This window comes from Mucilaginibacter sp. SG564 (assembly GCF_013149275.1).
GTDB lineage: Bacteria > Bacteroidota > Bacteroidia > Sphingobacteriales > Sphingobacteriaceae > Mucilaginibacter.
In genome coordinates this window covers 225,541-243,243 of sequence record NZ_JABGNA010000007.1, presented here as the reverse complement: position 1 = coordinate 243,243, position 17,703 = coordinate 225,541, and the positions used below count along the sequence as shown (strand labels likewise).

Annotated in this window: 18 protein-coding genes; 6 read left to right on the top strand and 12 right to left on the bottom strand. The window is 42.7% G+C overall.

Going from position 1 to position 17,703, the window contains the following annotated elements:
* The first annotated feature begins 199 nt into the window (after positions 1 to 199).
* A complete protein-coding gene (locus FHW89_RS17610; protein ID WP_172336368.1) occupies positions 200 to 817 on the top strand; it encodes a phosphatase PAP2 family protein in 618 nt (205 codons plus the stop codon).
* Positions 818 to 907: 90 nt separating this feature from the next.
* On the opposite strand, the gene FHW89_RS17605 is transcribed toward FHW89_RS17610, so the two are convergent.
* Together FHW89_RS17605 and FHW89_RS17600 are read right to left on the bottom strand one after the other, a co-directional pair.
* Positions 908 to 1,324, bottom strand: a complete 417-nt coding sequence (locus tag FHW89_RS17605; protein WP_253952260.1) for a DUF5655 domain-containing protein — start codon at positions 1,322 to 1,324, stop codon at positions 908 to 910.
* A gap of 77 nt (positions 1,325 to 1,401) precedes the next feature.
* The gene (locus FHW89_RS17600; RefSeq protein WP_172336367.1) at positions 1,402 to 3,333 is read right to left on the bottom strand and encodes an amino acid permease; all 1,932 of its coding nucleotides are present in this window, start codon (positions 3,331 to 3,333) and stop codon (positions 1,402 to 1,404) included.
* Between the two features lie 80 nt (positions 3,334 to 3,413).
* Here FHW89_RS17600 and FHW89_RS17595 point away from each other — a divergent pair, with 80 nt between their 5' ends.
* Positions 3,414 to 4,079, top strand: a complete 666-nt coding sequence (locus FHW89_RS17595) for a phosphatase PAP2 family protein (RefSeq protein WP_172336366.1) — start codon at positions 3,414 to 3,416, stop codon at positions 4,077 to 4,079.
* A gap of 147 nt (positions 4,080 to 4,226) precedes the next feature.
* On the opposite strand, the gene FHW89_RS17590 is transcribed toward FHW89_RS17595, so the two are convergent.
* From FHW89_RS17590 to yihA, 8 genes are all read right to left on the bottom strand, one after another.
* On the bottom strand, positions 4,227 to 4,898 hold the full coding sequence (locus FHW89_RS17590) for a hypothetical protein (RefSeq protein ID WP_172336365.1): 672 nt from the start codon (positions 4,896 to 4,898) through the stop codon (positions 4,227 to 4,229).
* Positions 4,899 to 5,246: 348 nt separating this feature from the next.
* Positions 5,247 to 6,950, bottom strand: coding sequence for a M3 family oligoendopeptidase (locus FHW89_RS17585; protein ID WP_172336364.1), 1,704 nt, complete (start codon positions 6,948 to 6,950; stop codon positions 5,247 to 5,249).
* 146 nt (positions 6,951 to 7,096) lie between these two features.
* Positions 7,097 to 7,918, bottom strand: a complete 822-nt coding sequence (locus FHW89_RS17580; RefSeq protein WP_172336363.1) for a universal stress protein — start codon at positions 7,916 to 7,918, stop codon at positions 7,097 to 7,099.
* A gap of 253 nt (positions 7,919 to 8,171) precedes the next feature.
* On the bottom strand, positions 8,172 to 9,104 hold the full coding sequence (locus FHW89_RS17575; RefSeq protein WP_172336362.1) for an NAD-dependent epimerase/dehydratase family protein: 933 nt from the start codon (positions 9,102 to 9,104) through the stop codon (positions 8,172 to 8,174).
* Positions 9,105 to 9,284: 180 nt separating this feature from the next.
* Positions 9,285 to 9,890 carry a Crp/Fnr family transcriptional regulator gene (locus FHW89_RS17570; RefSeq protein ID WP_172336361.1) on the bottom strand — a complete coding sequence of 202 codons (606 nt, stop codon included), beginning with the start codon at positions 9,888 to 9,890 and terminating at the stop codon, positions 9,285 to 9,287.
* Complete coding sequence (locus tag FHW89_RS17565; RefSeq protein ID WP_172336360.1) at positions 9,878 to 10,732, bottom strand: UbiA-like polyprenyltransferase; 855 nt, start codon at positions 10,730 to 10,732, stop codon at positions 9,878 to 9,880. The genes FHW89_RS17570 and FHW89_RS17565 overlap by 13 nt, the downstream gene beginning before the upstream one ends.
* Positions 10,733 to 10,790: 58 nt before the next feature.
* Positions 10,791 to 11,189 (bottom strand): endonuclease domain-containing protein, encoded by a 399-nt coding sequence (locus FHW89_RS17560; protein WP_172336359.1) that lies wholly within the window; start codon positions 11,187 to 11,189, stop codon positions 10,791 to 10,793.
* Between the two features lie 81 nt (positions 11,190 to 11,270).
* Positions 11,271 to 11,900, bottom strand: a complete 630-nt coding sequence (gene yihA / locus FHW89_RS17555) for a ribosome biogenesis GTP-binding protein YihA/YsxC (protein WP_172336358.1) — start codon at positions 11,898 to 11,900, stop codon at positions 11,271 to 11,273.
* Between the two features lie 149 nt (positions 11,901 to 12,049).
* On the opposite strand from yihA, the gene FHW89_RS17550 reads away from it, so the two are divergent.
* On the top strand, positions 12,050 to 12,541 hold the full coding sequence (locus tag FHW89_RS17550; protein WP_172336357.1) for a VOC family protein: 492 nt from the start codon (positions 12,050 to 12,052) through the stop codon (positions 12,539 to 12,541).
* A gap of 127 nt (positions 12,542 to 12,668) precedes the next feature.
* On the opposite strand, the gene FHW89_RS17545 is transcribed toward FHW89_RS17550, so the two are convergent.
* Both FHW89_RS17545 and FHW89_RS17540 read right to left on the bottom strand, forming a co-directional pair.
* Entirely contained in the window at positions 12,669 to 13,403 is a 735-nt protein-coding gene (locus FHW89_RS17545) for a DUF1080 domain-containing protein (RefSeq protein WP_172336356.1), read from the bottom strand.
* A gap of 96 nt (positions 13,404 to 13,499) precedes the next feature.
* Positions 13,500 to 14,870 carry a Gfo/Idh/MocA family protein gene (locus FHW89_RS17540; RefSeq protein ID WP_172336355.1) on the bottom strand — a complete coding sequence of 457 codons (1,371 nt, stop codon included), beginning with the start codon at positions 14,868 to 14,870 and terminating at the stop codon, positions 13,500 to 13,502.
* A gap of 360 nt (positions 14,871 to 15,230) precedes the next feature.
* On the opposite strand from FHW89_RS17540, the gene ubiE reads away from it, so the two are divergent.
* From ubiE to FHW89_RS17525, 3 genes are all read left to right on the top strand, one after another.
* Entirely contained in the window at positions 15,231 to 15,962 is a 732-nt protein-coding gene (gene ubiE, locus FHW89_RS17535) for a bifunctional demethylmenaquinone methyltransferase/2-methoxy-6-polyprenyl-1,4-benzoquinol methylase UbiE (RefSeq protein ID WP_172336354.1), read from the top strand.
* A 2-nt stretch (positions 15,963 to 15,964) separates the two neighbouring features.
* Entirely contained in the window at positions 15,965 to 16,708 is a 744-nt protein-coding gene (locus tag FHW89_RS17530) for an outer membrane beta-barrel protein (RefSeq protein WP_172336353.1), read from the top strand.
* A gap of 198 nt (positions 16,709 to 16,906) precedes the next feature.
* Complete coding sequence (locus tag FHW89_RS17525) at positions 16,907 to 17,665, top strand: SDR family oxidoreductase (protein WP_172336352.1); 759 nt, start codon at positions 16,907 to 16,909, stop codon at positions 17,663 to 17,665.
* Positions 17,666 to 17,703: the final 38 nt, after the last annotated feature.

Sequence of the window (17,703 nt, the reverse complement as noted above, 5' to 3'; positions counted from 1 at the left end):
TTTTGGGATTTTTGGAGTAAGGACTTTTAGACTTAAAGACTTAATCCTTGTTTCCAAAATCTTTGCCCCAATTAGTAATTTTTGTTCCTTGGTCCCAAAATCCTTGCTCCTTCTTCTCTAAAAGATGTTAAGTCAATATTAATCCAATATTACTACAGAATGTTTTTTCACTTTTATCGCGGTTTGAAAAATCCTGCGAGTGAAAAAGAAAATATATTTGACGTTTTGGGCATTGTTTTGTGCCGCCGGTTTATTTGCCCAGGGGCTTGATCTTAATCTGTTAAAAGATATCAATTGCCCGGTTAGCGGTGGAGATAAAACCTGGAGATTTGTTACCAAAAAAGCTATTTATGTTGATGCGGCGGTACCGGTTGGCTTCCTGGTAGCCGGCTTTGTTAACCATGATGACGACCTCAAAATAACTGGTTTACAGGCCGGAGCGTCTCTGATTGTCGCGGGCGGCTCTACCTATGTGTTAAAAAAGATATTTAACCGTACGCGACCTTACATAGCGCATCCCGATCTGATAACGCTGAAAGAATTGCCGGGGCCTACGGACCCTTCCTTTCCGTCTGGGCATACCGCATTTGCTTTTTCGGCGGCCACTTCTTTAAGTTTGGCTATACCCAAATGGTATGTGATAGCTCCTTCGTTTTTATACGCGGGCGCGGTAGGCTATTCTCGGATGTACCTGGGCGTTCATTACCCAAGTGATGTTGTGGCTGGAGCACTTGTAGGGGCAGGTTCGGCTTATCTGAGCTTTAAAGCTCAGCAATGGATTTTGGGTAAGAAGAAACATAAGAATTATCCGCAGTAGAGAGTATTAAGTCGGAAGTCTTAAGCCTGTAGTTGGTAAAAGATCTTTCTTTTTGCTAAAGATTTCTTAATTAAGACTTCCGACTCCAAACTACTTCCCCTTCTCCCAGGCCATTTTCATGTATTTCCTCACCTCGTCGTTTAGGTCTTCTTTAAAATACATCCGGAAGTAATGGTTATGATCATTAGTTCCCGGTACTGTTTTTATCTTGGTAAAGCAGAGGTTATCCTCATATATCTCGTTAAAGGGAAACACCACATCAACAAAGTTTTTACCCAATTGGGTAACATAGGCAAAGTTCACACGATCGCCTATGGCTATCATGCTTTTGGTTGGATAAACTTTGATGGGCGCTATTTGCAGGTATTCGTTGATGAAATAATCAAAAAGAGCTATGGTATCATCCGACTTTCCCTGCAAAAAATCGCTCAGGTTACGTTCCCGGCAGGAATGTACCTGGTTGGTAGCAGCAAATTCGCGGTTACATATGGGGCATATCCAGGTCATACAAGTTCTGAGTTCTAAGTCTTGAGTTCAAAGTACTAAAAATAACAAACTTAAAGATGAAATTTTATCCTCAGAACTTACGACTTAGCACTTGCCACCCTACCCAGTACGCTGTTTTTATAGCTGTAAGTAAAATAAATAACCAGGCCAATAACCAGCCATATTAAAAAACGCAGCCAGTTGGTGTAACCCAATTCCGTCATTAAATAAAAGCAGCTCATTAAGCCCAGCACTGGTATCAGCGAAAAGTTTTTGATAAAGCTGTATATGCTGATAATGATGATCAGGATAAAAAACAGGTAATTCGGGAAGTTATACAGGAACCCATCCAGACCGAGATAATACTTTTTAGCATCGCTGATATTGGTAGCCCTTAGGGCAGTGTTGAATTTATCTTCCTCAATGTCTTTGAAATATTTTGTGGCGTTAGCCGGAGTTATATGCTGATCACCATACAGCGTATTGAAACTGGTAAGCAGGGTTGTATTATCCGTAGCATCCAGGTTTTCAATAATAGCCGAGCGGTCTTTCAGCTTTTTAAGCTGCATCATCTCTACTTGTGGGGCTGGCTTAAAATAAATGCAAGCGCCCAAAATAATAAGCGTTATGAACGGTATAATGAGTTTACCATTCACATAAGGCAAGTGAAATTTACCGGCTTGTGCGCCCTGGCGTGGTAATAAAAGCACACCGCCGCATACCAGTACAAAAGCAAACAGGGTACCGATGCTGGTTAGGTCGGTAACTTCGGTCAGGTTCATGAACAGGGCCGGTATAGCTACCACAAAACCGGTAACTATGGTTGCAAAAGCGGGCGTATGAAATTTAGGGTGAATACGGGAGAACGCTTTGGGTAACAAGCCGTCACGGCTCATGCTCATCCAGATGCGTGGTTGCCCTAATTGAAATATCAATAAAACGCTGGCTGTAGCAATAACCGCGCTGATAGATATTACATAGCTGATATTGTGCAAACCAACCTTGGCAAACACAAATGCTAATGGATCACCAACCTGAAGCTCTTTATAACTTACCATACCTGTAAGCACCAGGGCAATGAGGATGTACAAAACTGTACAAATAATAAGTGAGTAGATCATGCCACGGGGCAGGTCGCGCTGGGGTTTTTCGCATTCCTCGGCTGTGGTTGATATGGCATCAAATCCAATATAAGCAAAAAATACTCCTGATACACCCTTCATCACTCCACTGAAACCGTTAGGCATAAATGGGTGCCAGTTGGCAGGGGTAACATAAAAAAAGCCGATAACAATAACGGCTATGACAATTAATATTTTAAGGATAACCATGGCATTGGTTGCCTTTTTTGTTTCGCGGATACCTACATAAACCAGGTAAGTGATAATAATTACAATACCTAAAGCAGGTAAATTAGCTATCAGTTTAAAATTTCCTATACCTGGAGCCATTTCCCATGCCGAAGCCGCTATTTTTACCCTGTCGCCAATATCGGCCAGATGACCGCCGGCTGCCTGTACCTGTTCATGTGCCCGTAGAGCCGACACATAATCCATAGTAAGGTATTTGGGCATATGGATGTTAAAACCTTCGAGCAGGTTTACAAAATACTCGCTCCAGGATATGGCTACCGCGATATTACCAATGGCATATTCCATTAAAAGATCCCAACCGATGATCCAGGCAATCAGTTCGCCAAAGGAAGCATAAGCATAGGTATAAGCACTGCCCGCAACGGGTATGCGCGAGGCAAACTCGGCATAACAAAGGGCCGAAAAGCCACAGGTGATGGCTGTAACCACAAATAAGATGGAAACCGCGGGCCCGCCGTGAAAAGAGGCTTCGCCGATGGTGGAGAATATACCCGCGCCCACAACGGCTGCTATGCCCATGAGGGTGAGGTCTTTTACATTAAGTTCTTTTTTGAGTTGTGATGTCGGTGTCCCGGGGTGCTCGCTATCACTAAATCCACACTCTACATCATGTAATATTTTTTCAACAGATTTCTTACGAAATATACTTTTCGACATTTATTTCAGCTAATTAGTTCAACTCAAATTCAAACATAATCATTTTTTTGCATTGAATAAGGATATGCTTATTTTGCGCCATGAAGATAGGAATAAAAGATGTTTTGTACCGGATAAGGCCGTTTTTTATCCTATACCTCCTGTTGCTCTGCGTGTGTTTGATTATCAAACTATCTTATAGCCGCGAAACTATATACTTTACTGTGAATGGCTTAAATGCGCCCTGGGCAGATACGCTGGCGCCTTATGTAACGGATATTGGCGAAGGACTTACGGCGGTGATCCTTTCGCTGGTTGTCGGCTTATTCAGTTACCGGAAAGGGTTATTATTGGCTACAAGCTATGCTGTTACCAGTATTGTGGCCCAGATCCTGAAATTTATTTTCGATGCGCCACGCCCCCGGATATATTTTGAAAACCAGCTCGATCGCATCCATTTTGTAAAGGGTATATACATATTGGCTACACATAGTTTCCCTTCGGGCCATACGGTTTCTATATTTTCGGCTACGGTGGTGATCACCTATTTGTGCAAAAATAAGCTGTGGGGAATACCGGCCTTTTTGGTTGCCGTAGCAGTAGGCTATTCCAGAATGTATTTGAGCCAGCATTTTTTTGAGGATGTGATGATGGGTTCGATTATCGGCGTAATTGTAACGGTAATTTGGCTGAGCTGGCTGGATAGCAGGCGGTTTATTCATACCGATAAATGGAATAAGGGATTGATTAAAACGCTGAGTAAATAAAGTCATCCTGAACTTGTTTCAGGATCCCTCAAGGCAGGTTAACTATCACGGCGTATACCTACCCATGGGATACAAGTTCGGCATGACTATATAGAATAAAAAAAGGCCCGGTTTAAACCGGGCCTTTTTCTTTTTAAATTTTTGCTATTAAGCTTGTTCAAGCGCTAATCTCCTGTTCCTTCGGATAACCATTAGTACAATGATCAGTACGATAGGGATACCGCCGTATAAGGCCATTTTGGCACCAAATGATATACCTTTGGCGTCTGATATATATTGGTCATGACGCTGCAGTTCAGGTGCTATTTTTAATGAACCGGTAAATGCTTTCAACTCATCTTTAGCTAAATCCTGGCGTTGTTCGGGAATCAGATACTCAATTGTATAAGCAGCTTCCTGAGTATATATCAGGATAAAATTCCTTAACTGTGGCGATTCGCCTGTTGTATTGCTATTATCAACAAACAGTGTAAATACTTTGGCTTTTAATGAGCCAACAGTGGTATCTCGCAGGTTCATGACACTACCGGTAACTGATTGTTTCTGGATATCATTCACCGTGTTTTTTAACACCTGGTTCAAATCGCGTTCTTTATCCAGTGGTTTGGTGTTAGCCGGATTTTTGGCCTTAATTACTACCATATAACCAAAAGCTCCATTACCGGAATAGATTTGCTGACCTAAAGTGTCTTTCTTTAAAAAATTTGCCGGTAATGATATCGAAACCAGGTTATCTATCTGCACTGGCTTTAAAGCCTGGCTAAAACCCAGTGTTGCAAACAAGCATATGATTGTTATACTTAAAATTATCTTTTTCATATTGATTAGAACCCTCTGCAGGCCGGTTAGTTTAAAAGAATATTAATAATGAATTTAATATGACTAAATCGTATCTTATTGACTGTCAATTATGTACGAATTAGTCTTATAAGACTGACAATGCAATGGGTATGCCAAAGACTAATCTGCAAGAGTTTTTAAAGGAAATGAAACAGGGGGATGACAGATGGATAGCACTGTTAATGAGTAGGATAACCAACAATCGGTTTCACGGTATCTGTTGGAACGTCAAGCTGATCAGTTTGTATTAAAAACAATACACTTTGATCTTCTAAAAATAAAAAAGCCCCTCCTTTTGGAGGGGCTTTTGCATCAATTGATGTTATTTTAATTGATCTTATCCATTTCGGCTTTTACAAATTCGGCCAGTTCTTTTACGTAAGCCGCGCTAAAATCAAATTTGATTCCTGCTGTTTCGTAGATTTCCTTGATGGTTTTGGTATAACCCAGTTTCAGGGCATCCAGATATTGCTGCAACCCTTTTTCGGGGTTTTCTTTATAGTTTTTCCATACAGCAATAGCGCCTAACTGGGCCATGCCATATTCAATGTAGTAAAACGGTACCTCGAAAATATGCAGCTGTTTTTGCCAAAGGTTAGCTTCGGCATCAGGATGCTCGCTCCAATCTACAAAGCCGGCACCAAATGGCTCATATATTTTTATCCAGGCTTCTGTACGCTCTGCGTCGGTGTGGTTAGGATTGGTGTAGATCCAGTGCTGAAACTGATCGATCACGGCTACCCATGGCAACGTTTTCAACACGTCAACCAACTGATCACGTTTGGCGCGTTTCAGGTCTTCTTCATTATCAAAAAATACATTCCAGTTATCCATCGAGATCAGCTCCATCGACATGGATGCCAACTCAGCCACTTCTGAAGGGCAATGTTTAAAATCATTCAGTTCCAGGTCGGCGGTTAAAAAAGTATGTACCGCGTGCCCGCCTTCGTGTACCATAGTAGTCAAATCACGGAAGGTATTGGCCGAATTCATGAAAATGAATGGCGCGCCGGTTTCGGCCAGCGGATAGTTGTAACCGCCAGGGGCTTTGCCTTTACGGCTTTCCACATCAAACAGGCTGTTATCTTTCATGATCTCCAGGCGCTCGCCCAGGTAACGGTTGATATTGCTGAAACACTGGATGGATTTCTCAATCAGATCATTGCCATCACTAAAAGGCTTTAAAGCGGGTTTGCCCGATATATCCACATCCATATCCCATGGTTTTAACTCGGGAAGGTTAAGGGCCGCTTTGCGTTTCGCGGCTTGTTCGCGCAGGATAGGTACAATTTCGGTTTCGATAGCCGCGTGAAAAGCGTAGCAATCCTGCGGGGTATAATCAAAACGCCCCAGTGCCTGGAACATGTAATCCCTGAAGTTTTCGAAGCCGGCATTGGTAGCCACGGTATGTCTTAGTTTGCGCAGATGATCGAATAACTCATTCAGCTGCTCTTTATCCTGTAAACGGCGTTTGGTGATCTTTTCCCAAACCTCATGTCGCTTAACGCGGTCGGTACCTTTCAGAAATACAGAAGCTTGCTCTAAGGTAAATTCTTTGTCGTCGATGTGTACCGACATGGCCCCGGTAATAGACTGATATTTTTGCTGTTCAACCTGTATCTCGGTTTGTACGGGGATATTCTCTTCCCTAAACAATTCGAGGGCTTTTTTTACGGCACGTAAAAAGATAAAATATTTTTCGCCGTCGAGCTGGTTAACATATTCGCTGGCAACCAGTTTTTTATTGAGCTCATTACCATAAGGCGCAACTTTAGGCTCAATTTCGGTAGCAAAGTACTGGAAGTTCTGTAAAAGCTCTTCGCTGGCTGTGTCGCAGGTCATGCGGATATAGCGCCAGGCAAAATCTTCTTCCAAAGCGGCTTCGAGCTCGCTTTTATCATGCAGCCATTTTTCCAGTTCCTGAACTGAATTCAGCGGACGATCGAGCAGTTCTTTATAAATAGGTTCCAGGTTCTCCCACTTCATTTCGAGTGTGGCCGGGATGTATGTTCTTGTTTTTTTGTGGATCATAATTTTTAGATGTGCAGATATGCTTATGTGCAAATATGCAGATTAGTCTGGAAGTCCGAAAGACCCCAAAGTCTGAAATTAAGATAGTACAAAACTTCCAGATTTTCATTCTTCCGGACTTTTCCGACTTTTGGCCTTCCCCTTTTTTAAGCTGGAATTGAAAATAGCGGAATATTTAAGCCCGAGGCCATGATGCGTGTTTTGCTGCGGTGCACCATGGAGCCCCAGAAGCCGTGTTGCTCTGGAACCATGATCAGCAGGTCGGCGCCGAATCGCTTGATCTCGTTGGCGATGCCATCAATAATAGAGTCGGATTTAACGTTTTTATAATAGTAATCAATGCCTTCTAATCCGTCGTCGATGCGATTTAATGAGGTCGCGTCTCCACCTGCTTCCTGCAATTCTTCTACGGTTTGATTGATCAGCAATATTTCGATCTCGGCCTTGGTCACCAGGGCAACTTCTTTAACCTGGGCCAGTATTTCTTCAGAAACCCCGTTCAATACATCGCAGGCAAAAAGCACCTTTTTAGGAACGCTGAACTTTGCATTAGCCGGAACTGCCAATACAGGCGAACGCAGTTTTTTGATGATTGATGTAGTGGTATTTCCCAAAAGCTCCTGCTCCAACGATTTTTCCTCCATGCCCATCACAATCATCTCGGGCTGATATTCGGTAACTACTTCTTTAATGGCATTATCTATAAAAGAGAATGTAGCCCGGGCCACTGTTTCGATACCATATTCGTCGGCCAGTAATAATGCTTTCGACTCGAGGAGCAGCCTGTTGGCTTCTATCATTTCTTCCACATGAGCGGCCGAAAGACGCGCGTTTTCCACATGTACGGAGATTGTGAAATCATTCAACAGGATTAATTTATAATTGTTTAAGCGGGCAATGCCTGCGGCCCAGGCAACGGCATTTTCTGCCAGATCGGTATAATTGGTTGCAGCTAAAATGGTTTTCATACTATTAAGGTTGAAATTATAATGGTTGAAATTAGCTGCAATTATTACATTTATTGTTATCGCAAGGTAATATTGCTGAATGTAGCACATTGGCTCTAAATCCACATCATAAGGAGGGTGTCATGCTGAGCACAGTCGAAGCATGGTGGGCAGGCCTCTACGCACTACCCTTCGACGGCGCTCAGGGTGACACCCCTCTTTTTGTGATATTATTGATTTGCCCGATTTACTCACCGGCTATTACTATTGGTATTTAAACTGATGCCTTATACAATATTTCAGACATGTGTTTGATACCATCCTCATAACTGGTGGTTTTAAAGTTGAAAGCTTTTTCAAATTTGCTGGAGTCAAAAATGTAGTCATGATCATATTGGTAGTACATCTCTACTGTACCCATAACCGTTTTGTTAAAAAGACCATAGCACCACAATAAAAATTTATTAACTGCGAAAAAGCTGGGTTTCATTTTGTAAATACGTGCGGCAAGTTCAATAAACTGCTGCCCGGTTATAGCGGGCGCGGTTGGTATATGCCACACCTGGTTATCGCTTTCGGGATGTTGTCCCAGCAAGAACATCGCTTTACCGGCATCAGGAATATAGGTAAAACTGTGCAGGGTTTTGGCTTTGCCAATCCACTGGGCGCTCAGTTTTTCAGAAAGACGTTTCAGCACCATCTGGTCAAAAAAGGCATTCAAGGAGTCGGTGCCGTAAAAATCAGCCCCGCGGGCGATACTGGCCCTGATGTTACCTGCTTTAACTTCGTCCATTAGAGTGTTGGCAACATCTACACGTATCTGGCCTTTAACACTGCTGGGATGGTAAGGGGTATCTTCGGTCATGGCACCGTTAACAAGGCCATAGCTGTAAACGTTATCAAAAAATATCAGTCGTGCCCCGGTTGCTTTGGCTACGTTGATCACATTTTGAATAATTACAGGCCATTGCTGCCGCCATACCTCTTTATCATAAACCAGGCCCGCGCACAGGTATATGACTGTTGATACTTGGGATGCTTGTAATATTTCGTCGTAATTTAACAGATCGGCTTTTTGCCAGGTTACGTTGGCTGCGTTTATTTGTACGGGTTTACGACTTACCAAACGTACAGTATCATTATTGTTGATTAATTCCTGGGTGAGGGCGTTGGCCACTGGGCCGCCGGCTCCTAATATAGTATGCATATGTTTTCTCGTTTTGTATATAACAAAGGTAGCCGGGCTTTGTAAATCAAAACGTTAACTTAAGATAAGAATTTGGTGCCTCACCCCAGCCCTCTCCAAAGGAGAGGGAGCTAAATAAAGTTGGAAATTAATATGCTAATAAAGTCCTCTCCTTTGGAGAGGATTTAGGTGAGGCTTTTATCAAGCGCTTATCTTCATGATCCGCCTGCGGATGCGGGAAAGCGAAACAGGGGTTATGCCCAAAAAATTGGCCACATAATGCTGAGGGATACGTTGTAGAACTTCGCCGCCGGTTTCCAGTAGTTTGTTATAACGTTCTTCGGGACTTTGGGTAATGAATGAAGTTACGCGGTCTTCATAGCAGATGAGGTAATGCTCTGCAACGAGCCTGTAGATGCGTTCCATTTTGTGGCCTACCAAATCATCAGCATAAAGTTGTTGTGTGTTGTTATAGTTAAGCGTAACTAATATGCTGTCTTCCAGTGCCTGAATATAGTTAATGGCCGGCTGGCGGGTTAAAAAACTTTTGTATGAGCTGATGAATTCGTTTTCGAAACAAAAGTAACCGGTGATCTCTTCGCCATCCTTCACATGAAAAAAGCGTACCGATCCTTTTACCACCAGACCAATCTGGTTACATACTTTGCCGGGCTCGACAAAATTCTTCTTTTTCTTAAGCACGCTTACTTCCAGGTAGGGCACTATAACCTGCCACTCCGTATCCGTAAGCGGAACGAACGTTTGGATATGCTCCCTGAACTGGTTTAGCGCGGTTAATGTATCCATACTCTATCTAACAGAAATAATGCGGCAAATACTACGCTGGCTATACCATTGGTGGTCATGAAGGCAAAATTTACCCGGCTCAGATCATTTGGTTTAACCAGCAAGTGCTGGTAAATAAGCATAGCACAAAAGAATACGATACCTATATAATACAGAAAGCCTACATGTGTAAAAAGCACAGGCATGATAATAAATGCAGCCGAAAGCACATGTAAAAAGGTGGATAATCTTAAAGCGTTTACTTTACCCAGGTATGCCGGGATAGAGTGTAATTTAAGACTGCGATCAAAATCTTCATCCTGCAGGGCATAAATAATATCAAAGCCGCTTACCCAGCACAAAACCGAAAGCGAGAAGAACAATGGCGTTAAAGCAAAGGCCCCGGTTACCACCAGGTAAGCACCAATGGGTGCGAGGGATAAACCCAAGCCCAACACCAAATGACAAAGCGCTGTAAAACGTTTGGTAGCGCTATAACCCATAACCACAAACAAAGCCACCGGCGACAGGTAAAAACACAGCGGATTGATAAACCAGGTAGCCACGATAAATAAGGCGCAGTTAACCAACGTAAAAGTTAAAGCCGCCGGGGCACTGATGCGCCCCGCCGGAATATCGCGTTGTTTTGTACGCGGGTTTTGTGCGTCGATATCCCTGTCCAGGTAGCGGTTAAAGGCCATTGCCGAGTTGCGCGCAAATACCATGCACAATATCATCAACACCAACTTACGCCAGTCAAAATGGTTTTGCGTAGTGGTAACTGCCAAAAAGAAGCCTATGAAGGCAAAGGGCATAGCAAAAATGGTATGTGCAAATGTTACTAATGAAAGATATTTTTTCATGTCTTAAATATGCTCCCCTCTTGAGAGGGGTAAGGGGTGTGTTCTACAATATGTTTTTTTATTCTATGCTCCCCTCTTGAGAAGGGTAAGGGGTGTGTTCTACAACATATCTCTCAAGCGTTCTCAAAACGTTAAGCATATCTTTTCGTACTTCATTCTCGCTAAAACGTACCACTGTTAGATCATACTTAGCGAGTTCCTGGTCTCTGATATTATCAGTCTCTGCTTTTTCTTTGTGATTATGATAATGTCCATCAACTTCAATCACCAAATTTAATTCGTAACAATAAAAATCTACAATATAATTTAATAATGGTTTTTGACGATGGAAATCATAGCCATGGTGTTTGTTCTTTAATTCATTCCAAAGAAGTATTTCACCTAATGTACTATCATTCCTGAGCTTTCGGGCCAATTCCTTTAATTTAGGATTGTATGGAATAATTTTACGTGGCATGTATATTTCTTTTCTATTGGATAACACACCCCTGCCATCACACTGTCTTTCGCGCCCCCTCTCAAGAGGGGAGCCAGCTTCTTACTCCTGGCCGGGGCCCTGGTAAGGCGGTATTACAAATTCCTTATTAATCGTATCAATAAAAGCCAGAATCTCCTCGCGGCCCAATTGGGTTTCTGAAGAGGTTACAAAATATTGCGGCGCTTCCTCAAAAGTAGCCAACAGGGCTTTTTTAAATTTGGCGATGCTTTGATCGGTTTTGATGCTTGACTGTTTATCAGCTTTGGTGAATACCAACACAAATGATAAGCCTTTTTCGCCAAGCCAGTTACAAAACTCCAGATCGATCTTTTGCGGCTCCAGTCTGCTGTCTATCAGCACCATAACGCATTGAAGGCTTTCGCGCTTATCCAGGTAGGTATGGATAAACTTATCCCATTTGGCTTTTTCGGTTTTGGAGGCTCTGGCATAACCATAGCCCGGTAAATCCACAATATACCAGCTCTCGTTGATATAGAAATGGTTAATGAGCTGGGTTTTTCCTGGTGTTTGCGATGTTTTTGCCAACCCTTTTTTTGCCGTGAGCATATTGATCAGCGATGACTTGCCCACGTTTGAGCGTCCGATAAAGGCATACTCGGGCTTTACCGGTGGTGGCAGTTTGGAGATTTGGGTGTTGCTGCAAATAAATTCGGCCGATTTAACAATCATGCTGCAAAGGTAATTATTTTTAATTGCGCGTTCATGGGCATTAAAGTTGATTAGGTTTGTGTTATATCTACCCGATCAGCTTGTTTTACAATAGCTCAACAATTATGAACGCAATAATAATTAAATTTGATGTTTAAACACGTAAATTAATGAACGATTATAAAATTCCTGCCCAAACACGTATAGGCCATGTACATTTAAAGGTGAGCGATCTGCAGCGTTCGCTTGATTTTTATTGTGGCTTGCTGGGTTTTGAAAAAATGGCTGCTTATGGCGATCAGGCTGCTTTTATATCAGCTGGTGGCTATCATCATCACATAGGCCTGAATACCTGGCAAAGTAAAGGCGCACCGCCAGCTCCCGAGTATGCGCCAGGCTTATACCATACCGCAATTTTGTACCCCGAACGGAAAGATCTGGCCGTAGCACTGCAACGCCTGATCGATGCCAAATACCACATCACCGGAGCATCAGACCACGGTGTATCGGAAGCCATATATTTGAATGATCCTGATCAGAATGGTGTAGAATTGTACTGGGACAGACCAAAAGAACAATGGCCCGTGGATGAGCACGGCAATCTGGGTATGTATACCAGCAGGTTGGATATAGAGGGACTACTAAACACGATTAAAGGATGATTAGGGATTTCAGGATTTTAATTTAATTAGCATATCCCACTTCAACCAAAAAAGAGGCTGTTCCTTGAATCGGGAACAGCCTCTTTTTTAGTTAGGATCCTGTAAATCTTACTAATCCCTGATCGTGTTATAGCTCCCTTATCTTAATATCTTTAAAATAAGCTTTGTGACCATGGTCCTGCAAGGCTATCAGGCCGGTTTTGGCATTGCCGTAATCAGGGTGATCTTTCCATTTACCTTCGGCTTTTTTCTTTTGCCAATCGGCATCCCAGGCGGTAAATTCTAAAATTTTGGCACCATTTAACCAGTGTTCTACATGACCTTTGTTGAAGACGATTTTGCTGGTGTTCCATTCGCCTACGGGCATGATCTTCTTTTTATCGTTAGGCAGGTGCATGGCATAATCGCAGCCTGTTTTTTGCCAGTCTTCCAGTTTCTCGGGCCAGCCGTTATCGTCAATGATCTGGTATTCTGGACCGGTTACATAGGTGGCGTCAAATTTAGGATCTTCAACCACGTGGTATAATACGCCGCTATTGCTGCCCTTGTCAATTTTCCATTTCCAGGAGAGCTCAAAATTGGCGTAGCTTTTATCGGTAACAATATCACCGCCGGTATCACCCTGTGCAGCACCCAAACATACGAGTGCACCATCAACAATGGTCCAGTTTTTTACAGGGCCTTTTTTATTAAAACCATGCCAGCCTTTGAGGCTTTTGCCATCAAACAAACTTACCCAACCACCTTTGGGGGCAACTCTTTTTACATGCTTTGGATCTTTTGCTGTAATAGCAGAAGTATGTACACAAACCAAACCAGCCGCAGCCAATATCAAACCAAGTTTTTTAATATGTTGTTTCATGTTTATTTGGTGTTGTTATGTTCATAGTTGATGGTTCATAGATCATAGTTAAATTGAGATTTAGCCATGAACCATGATCTATGAACCATCAACTAACTATTTTTTAATTAACTGCATTTTTTCAGGGTCCCAGAACATTGGGCTGTTGTTGTAATAGCTGTCGTTGCACAGCAGGGCAGGGGCCGCGGCGCGATAGCCAAAAATGGCATCCTCGGTTACTTTACCATTGTTACGAATGGCGTTGAAAAAGTTATTCATATGGTCGTACGGGCCTCCTTTATATCCCTTTTCGGCATCATAAACAATCTCTTCGGGTGGTACCATCTTTTTGCGTTCGGCATAACCGCTGCCCGCTTTTTTGAGTTTGTCCAGATAAAACGGATCGTCGGAGCCAAAGGTCTTGTTACGTTTCAGCGTTACTTTATCCCAGGTAATATCCATGGAGCCTTCGCTGCCTACAAGTTTCAGGTAGGTAGTACCACTGGTACCATCCACAAAATTACAACGCAAGGAAAGGTTAAAGGCAGGGTGAGCTGCCGATTTACCGTAATCAAAAGTGCCCAGTAATACATCCGGAACTTCGCGGCCATCATTCCAGAAACGCAAACCGCCTGAGGCGTATATTTTATTTGGACCTACAGAATCTGTTATAAAATGGAGGCTGGAGAACAGGTGTACAAATAAATCGCCGGCCATGCCTGTGCCATAGTCGGTGTAGTTGCGCCAGCGGAAAAAGCGTTTGGAATCGTAATCGCGTTTCTTGGTATTGCTGATGTAGGTTTCCCAATCCACCGTTTGGGCCGATGCATCGTCCGGAATAGGATATTGCCAAACCTCCAACGGTTCGCGGCGGGCCCAGAACCCTTCGGCATAGTTGAGCTCACCAATAGCACCGCTTTTTAACAGTTCGTGCGCTTTCTCGTTACCCAGTGATGATACGCCCTGGCTGCCCACCTGGAAAATCTTCCCGGTTTCTTTTTGAGCTTTGATTACGGCAGGGCCTTCGCTAATACCATGTACCATCGGTTTTTCGCAGTACACGTGTTTGCCCGCGTGCATCGCATCAACAGATATTTGCTGGTGCCAATGATCGGGCGTACCAACAATTACCGCGTCGATATCTTTGCGGTTCAGGATCTCTTTATAAACTTTTGTAGTGAAAATATCGGCGCCCCAGCGGGTTTTTGCATCTTTAAGCCGGCCATCATAAAGGTCGCAAACAGCTACCAGTTTTACCCCCGGGATTTGCAGGGCCACAATAGCATCTTGCGTACCCATCCCACCGGCTCCTATCAACGCGATGTTGATTTGGTCGTTAAAGCTGTGCCCTAAGGGTCTTTTCAGTATAGAAAAAGGTTTTAGCTCATGCTCAGCGGCAAAAATACTGGTACCCGCAGCTACGGCGGCTGTGGTAGTGGCTAATTTTTTAATAAAGCTGCGACGCGACGATTCTTGTTTTTCTTTCATAGATCAGGAAATGAATTTTATAACAATAATTAATTTAAAAGAGAACTAATGAACCTGGATTATCTTTTTGAGAAGAATAACCCCGTTCACCATGATTGGTCATAATTGGCTTTTAAAAGTAATGAATTGAATTGATAGTTCATAGTTGAAGGTTCATAGTTTATAGTTCATGAATCATAGTTGTAGCCTATAATTCATGGATGATAGTTCATGGTAGCCTCATGTTAATTATTGTATTTTGAATTATTTCTTTCTTACTATGAACCATGATCCATGAACTATCACCCATGAACAAATGAACAAATGAACAAATGAGCCAATGAACCGTCAACAATCACTATCTTTGCCTCCATTATACAAATGAGCAAAACCATAACTCCCTACCATGATCAGCAGGCCACCAAAAAAGAACAGGTGGCCGATATGTTCAACAATATATCTAAAACCTATGATTTCCTCAATCATTTCATGTCATTGGGGATCGATATCATCTGGCGTAAAAAAGCAATCAACGAACTAAAAAACGATAAACCCCGTTTGATACTGGATGTAGCTACCGGTACCGGCGATTTCGCGTTTGAGGCCCTGAAAACGCTTCGGCCAGAAAAAATAATTGGTGTTGATATTTCACGCGGAATGCTGGATATTGCCGAACAGAAGATACAGAAACGCAACCTTAGCGATAAGTTTGAAGTAAAACTGGGCGATTCTGAAAAGCTGCCATTTGAGGCCGATGAATTTGACGCCGTTACTGTGGCTTATGGCGTTCGTAATTTTGAAAACCTGGAAAAAGGCCTGGCCGATATACAAAGAGTATTAAGACCCGGTGGCAAAGCGGTAGTGCTGGAGTTTTCAAAGCCACGTGCATTCCCGGTAAAACAGTTGTATAATTTTTATTTCAACTATATTACACCGGGTATTGGCAAGTTGTTCAGTAAGGATGCAAGAGCTTACTCTTACCTGCCAGAGTCGGTAGCGGCTTTTCCGGATGGGAAAAGTTTTGTTAGCCTCATGGATAAGGTAGGTTTTAAAAACACCAAACACCGGCCATTATTATTTGGCATATGTTCTATATATACAGGCATTAAATAAAAATGAGTTTAAAAAGGTACCTGATTGTATTGATACTGATGCTGTGCAGCAATTTATTGTTTGCACAGGATAGGGTACCGGCATGGGGCGGTGGTGCCGATTTGCAGGATTTTAGCTTTGGCTTTAGCTTTACCTATGTAAGCAGCGATTTTAAGATCGTTAAGAAGCCAAACTGGAGCACTCCTTTTACCAATCCCGAAAACGGACAGCCACTTACCAGTCATCTAAGCAGTATTAGTTCTAAAAGTACGCCCGGCTTTGCGGTTGGCTTTGTTACCCGTTATAGTTTAACTGATCATTTGGAAGTTCGTTTTACTCCTTCATTGGTTTTTGCCGACCGGGATTTAACTTATACTTATGAAAATAATACACAAAACCCGGATGTAACCAAAAAAGTGCAGTCAACCACTGTTGATGCTCCGTTATCGTTCAAACTAAAATCAGACAGGTTAGGTAATTTCAGGGCCTATATGCTGGGTGGGGTTAAATATTCACACTCTATCGCGGCAAAAAAGAATGATGCTAATCTCGATCTGATGGATAAGCTGGTTAAAAACGTGAGTGGTTACGGCTCATATGAGGCTGGCCTGGGTTGCGATATCTACTTTGAATTTTTTAAACTTTCGCCCGAAATTAAAATATCCAATTCCTTTGGTAATATGCTGGTTCCGGAGAATCAGCCCTTCTCGGCACCTATCAGCAAATTATCGCTGCATACCATTATGTTCAGCCTGTTTTTTGAATAGTATTCAAATTTTAGATTTTTTGTCATCCTGAACGGAGTGAAGGATCTTCTTCGATGTATCAATCGCTTAACAGATGCTTCACGTTGTTCAGCATGACAAATTTATTTAGCAAGTTTTGCTAACCAAACTTCATTACCCCTGCCCGACAATAGTTTAAAGTAAAAAACATAATTTCGCCGCAATAGTTATCTACATACCATGACTAAAATTGCTTTAATCACAGGAGCCACCGCCGGTATTGGCGAGGCTTGTGCCCATGTATTTGCCCGCGAAGGCTATAATTTGATATTAACCGGCCGCCGGCTTGACCGCCTGGAAAAGATTGCCCACCATTTAAATGATAAATATAATGTTGAGGTTGCCGTATCGTCATTTGATGTACGCAACCGGGAGCATGTGATAGAAAACCTGGAAGGTTTACCTGCCGAATGGAAAAAGGTTAATATATTAGTGAATAATGCCGGTTTGAGCCAGGGTCTTGACCCAATACAAAATGGCAGCTATGATGATTGGGATACCATGATTGATACCAATGTGAAGGGGCTGCTTTATGTAAGCCGTGTGGTATCCAACTGGATGATTGGTAATGGCTTTGGGCATATTATTAACCTGGGTTCTATTGCCGGCAAAGAAGTATACGCCAATGGTAATGTGTATTGTGCTACTAAACACGCAGTTGATGCCCTAAATAAAGGTATGCGTATTGATCTGTTGCCGCATGGTATAAAAGTTACAGCGGTACATCCGGGAGCGGTGGAAACGGAATTTTCGGAAGTACGGTTTAAGGGGGATAAAGACAGAGCGAAAAAAGTATATGAAGGCTTTGAACCGCTTGCAGCCGATGATATTGCCGAAACCATATGGTTTGTGGCATCGCGCCCGGCGCATGTAAATATCAATGACCTGGTGATTATGCCAACCGCGCAGGCTACAGCAGGTAATATATTCAGAAAATAGATGTGCAGATGTGCAAATATTAGATGTGCAGATGATGC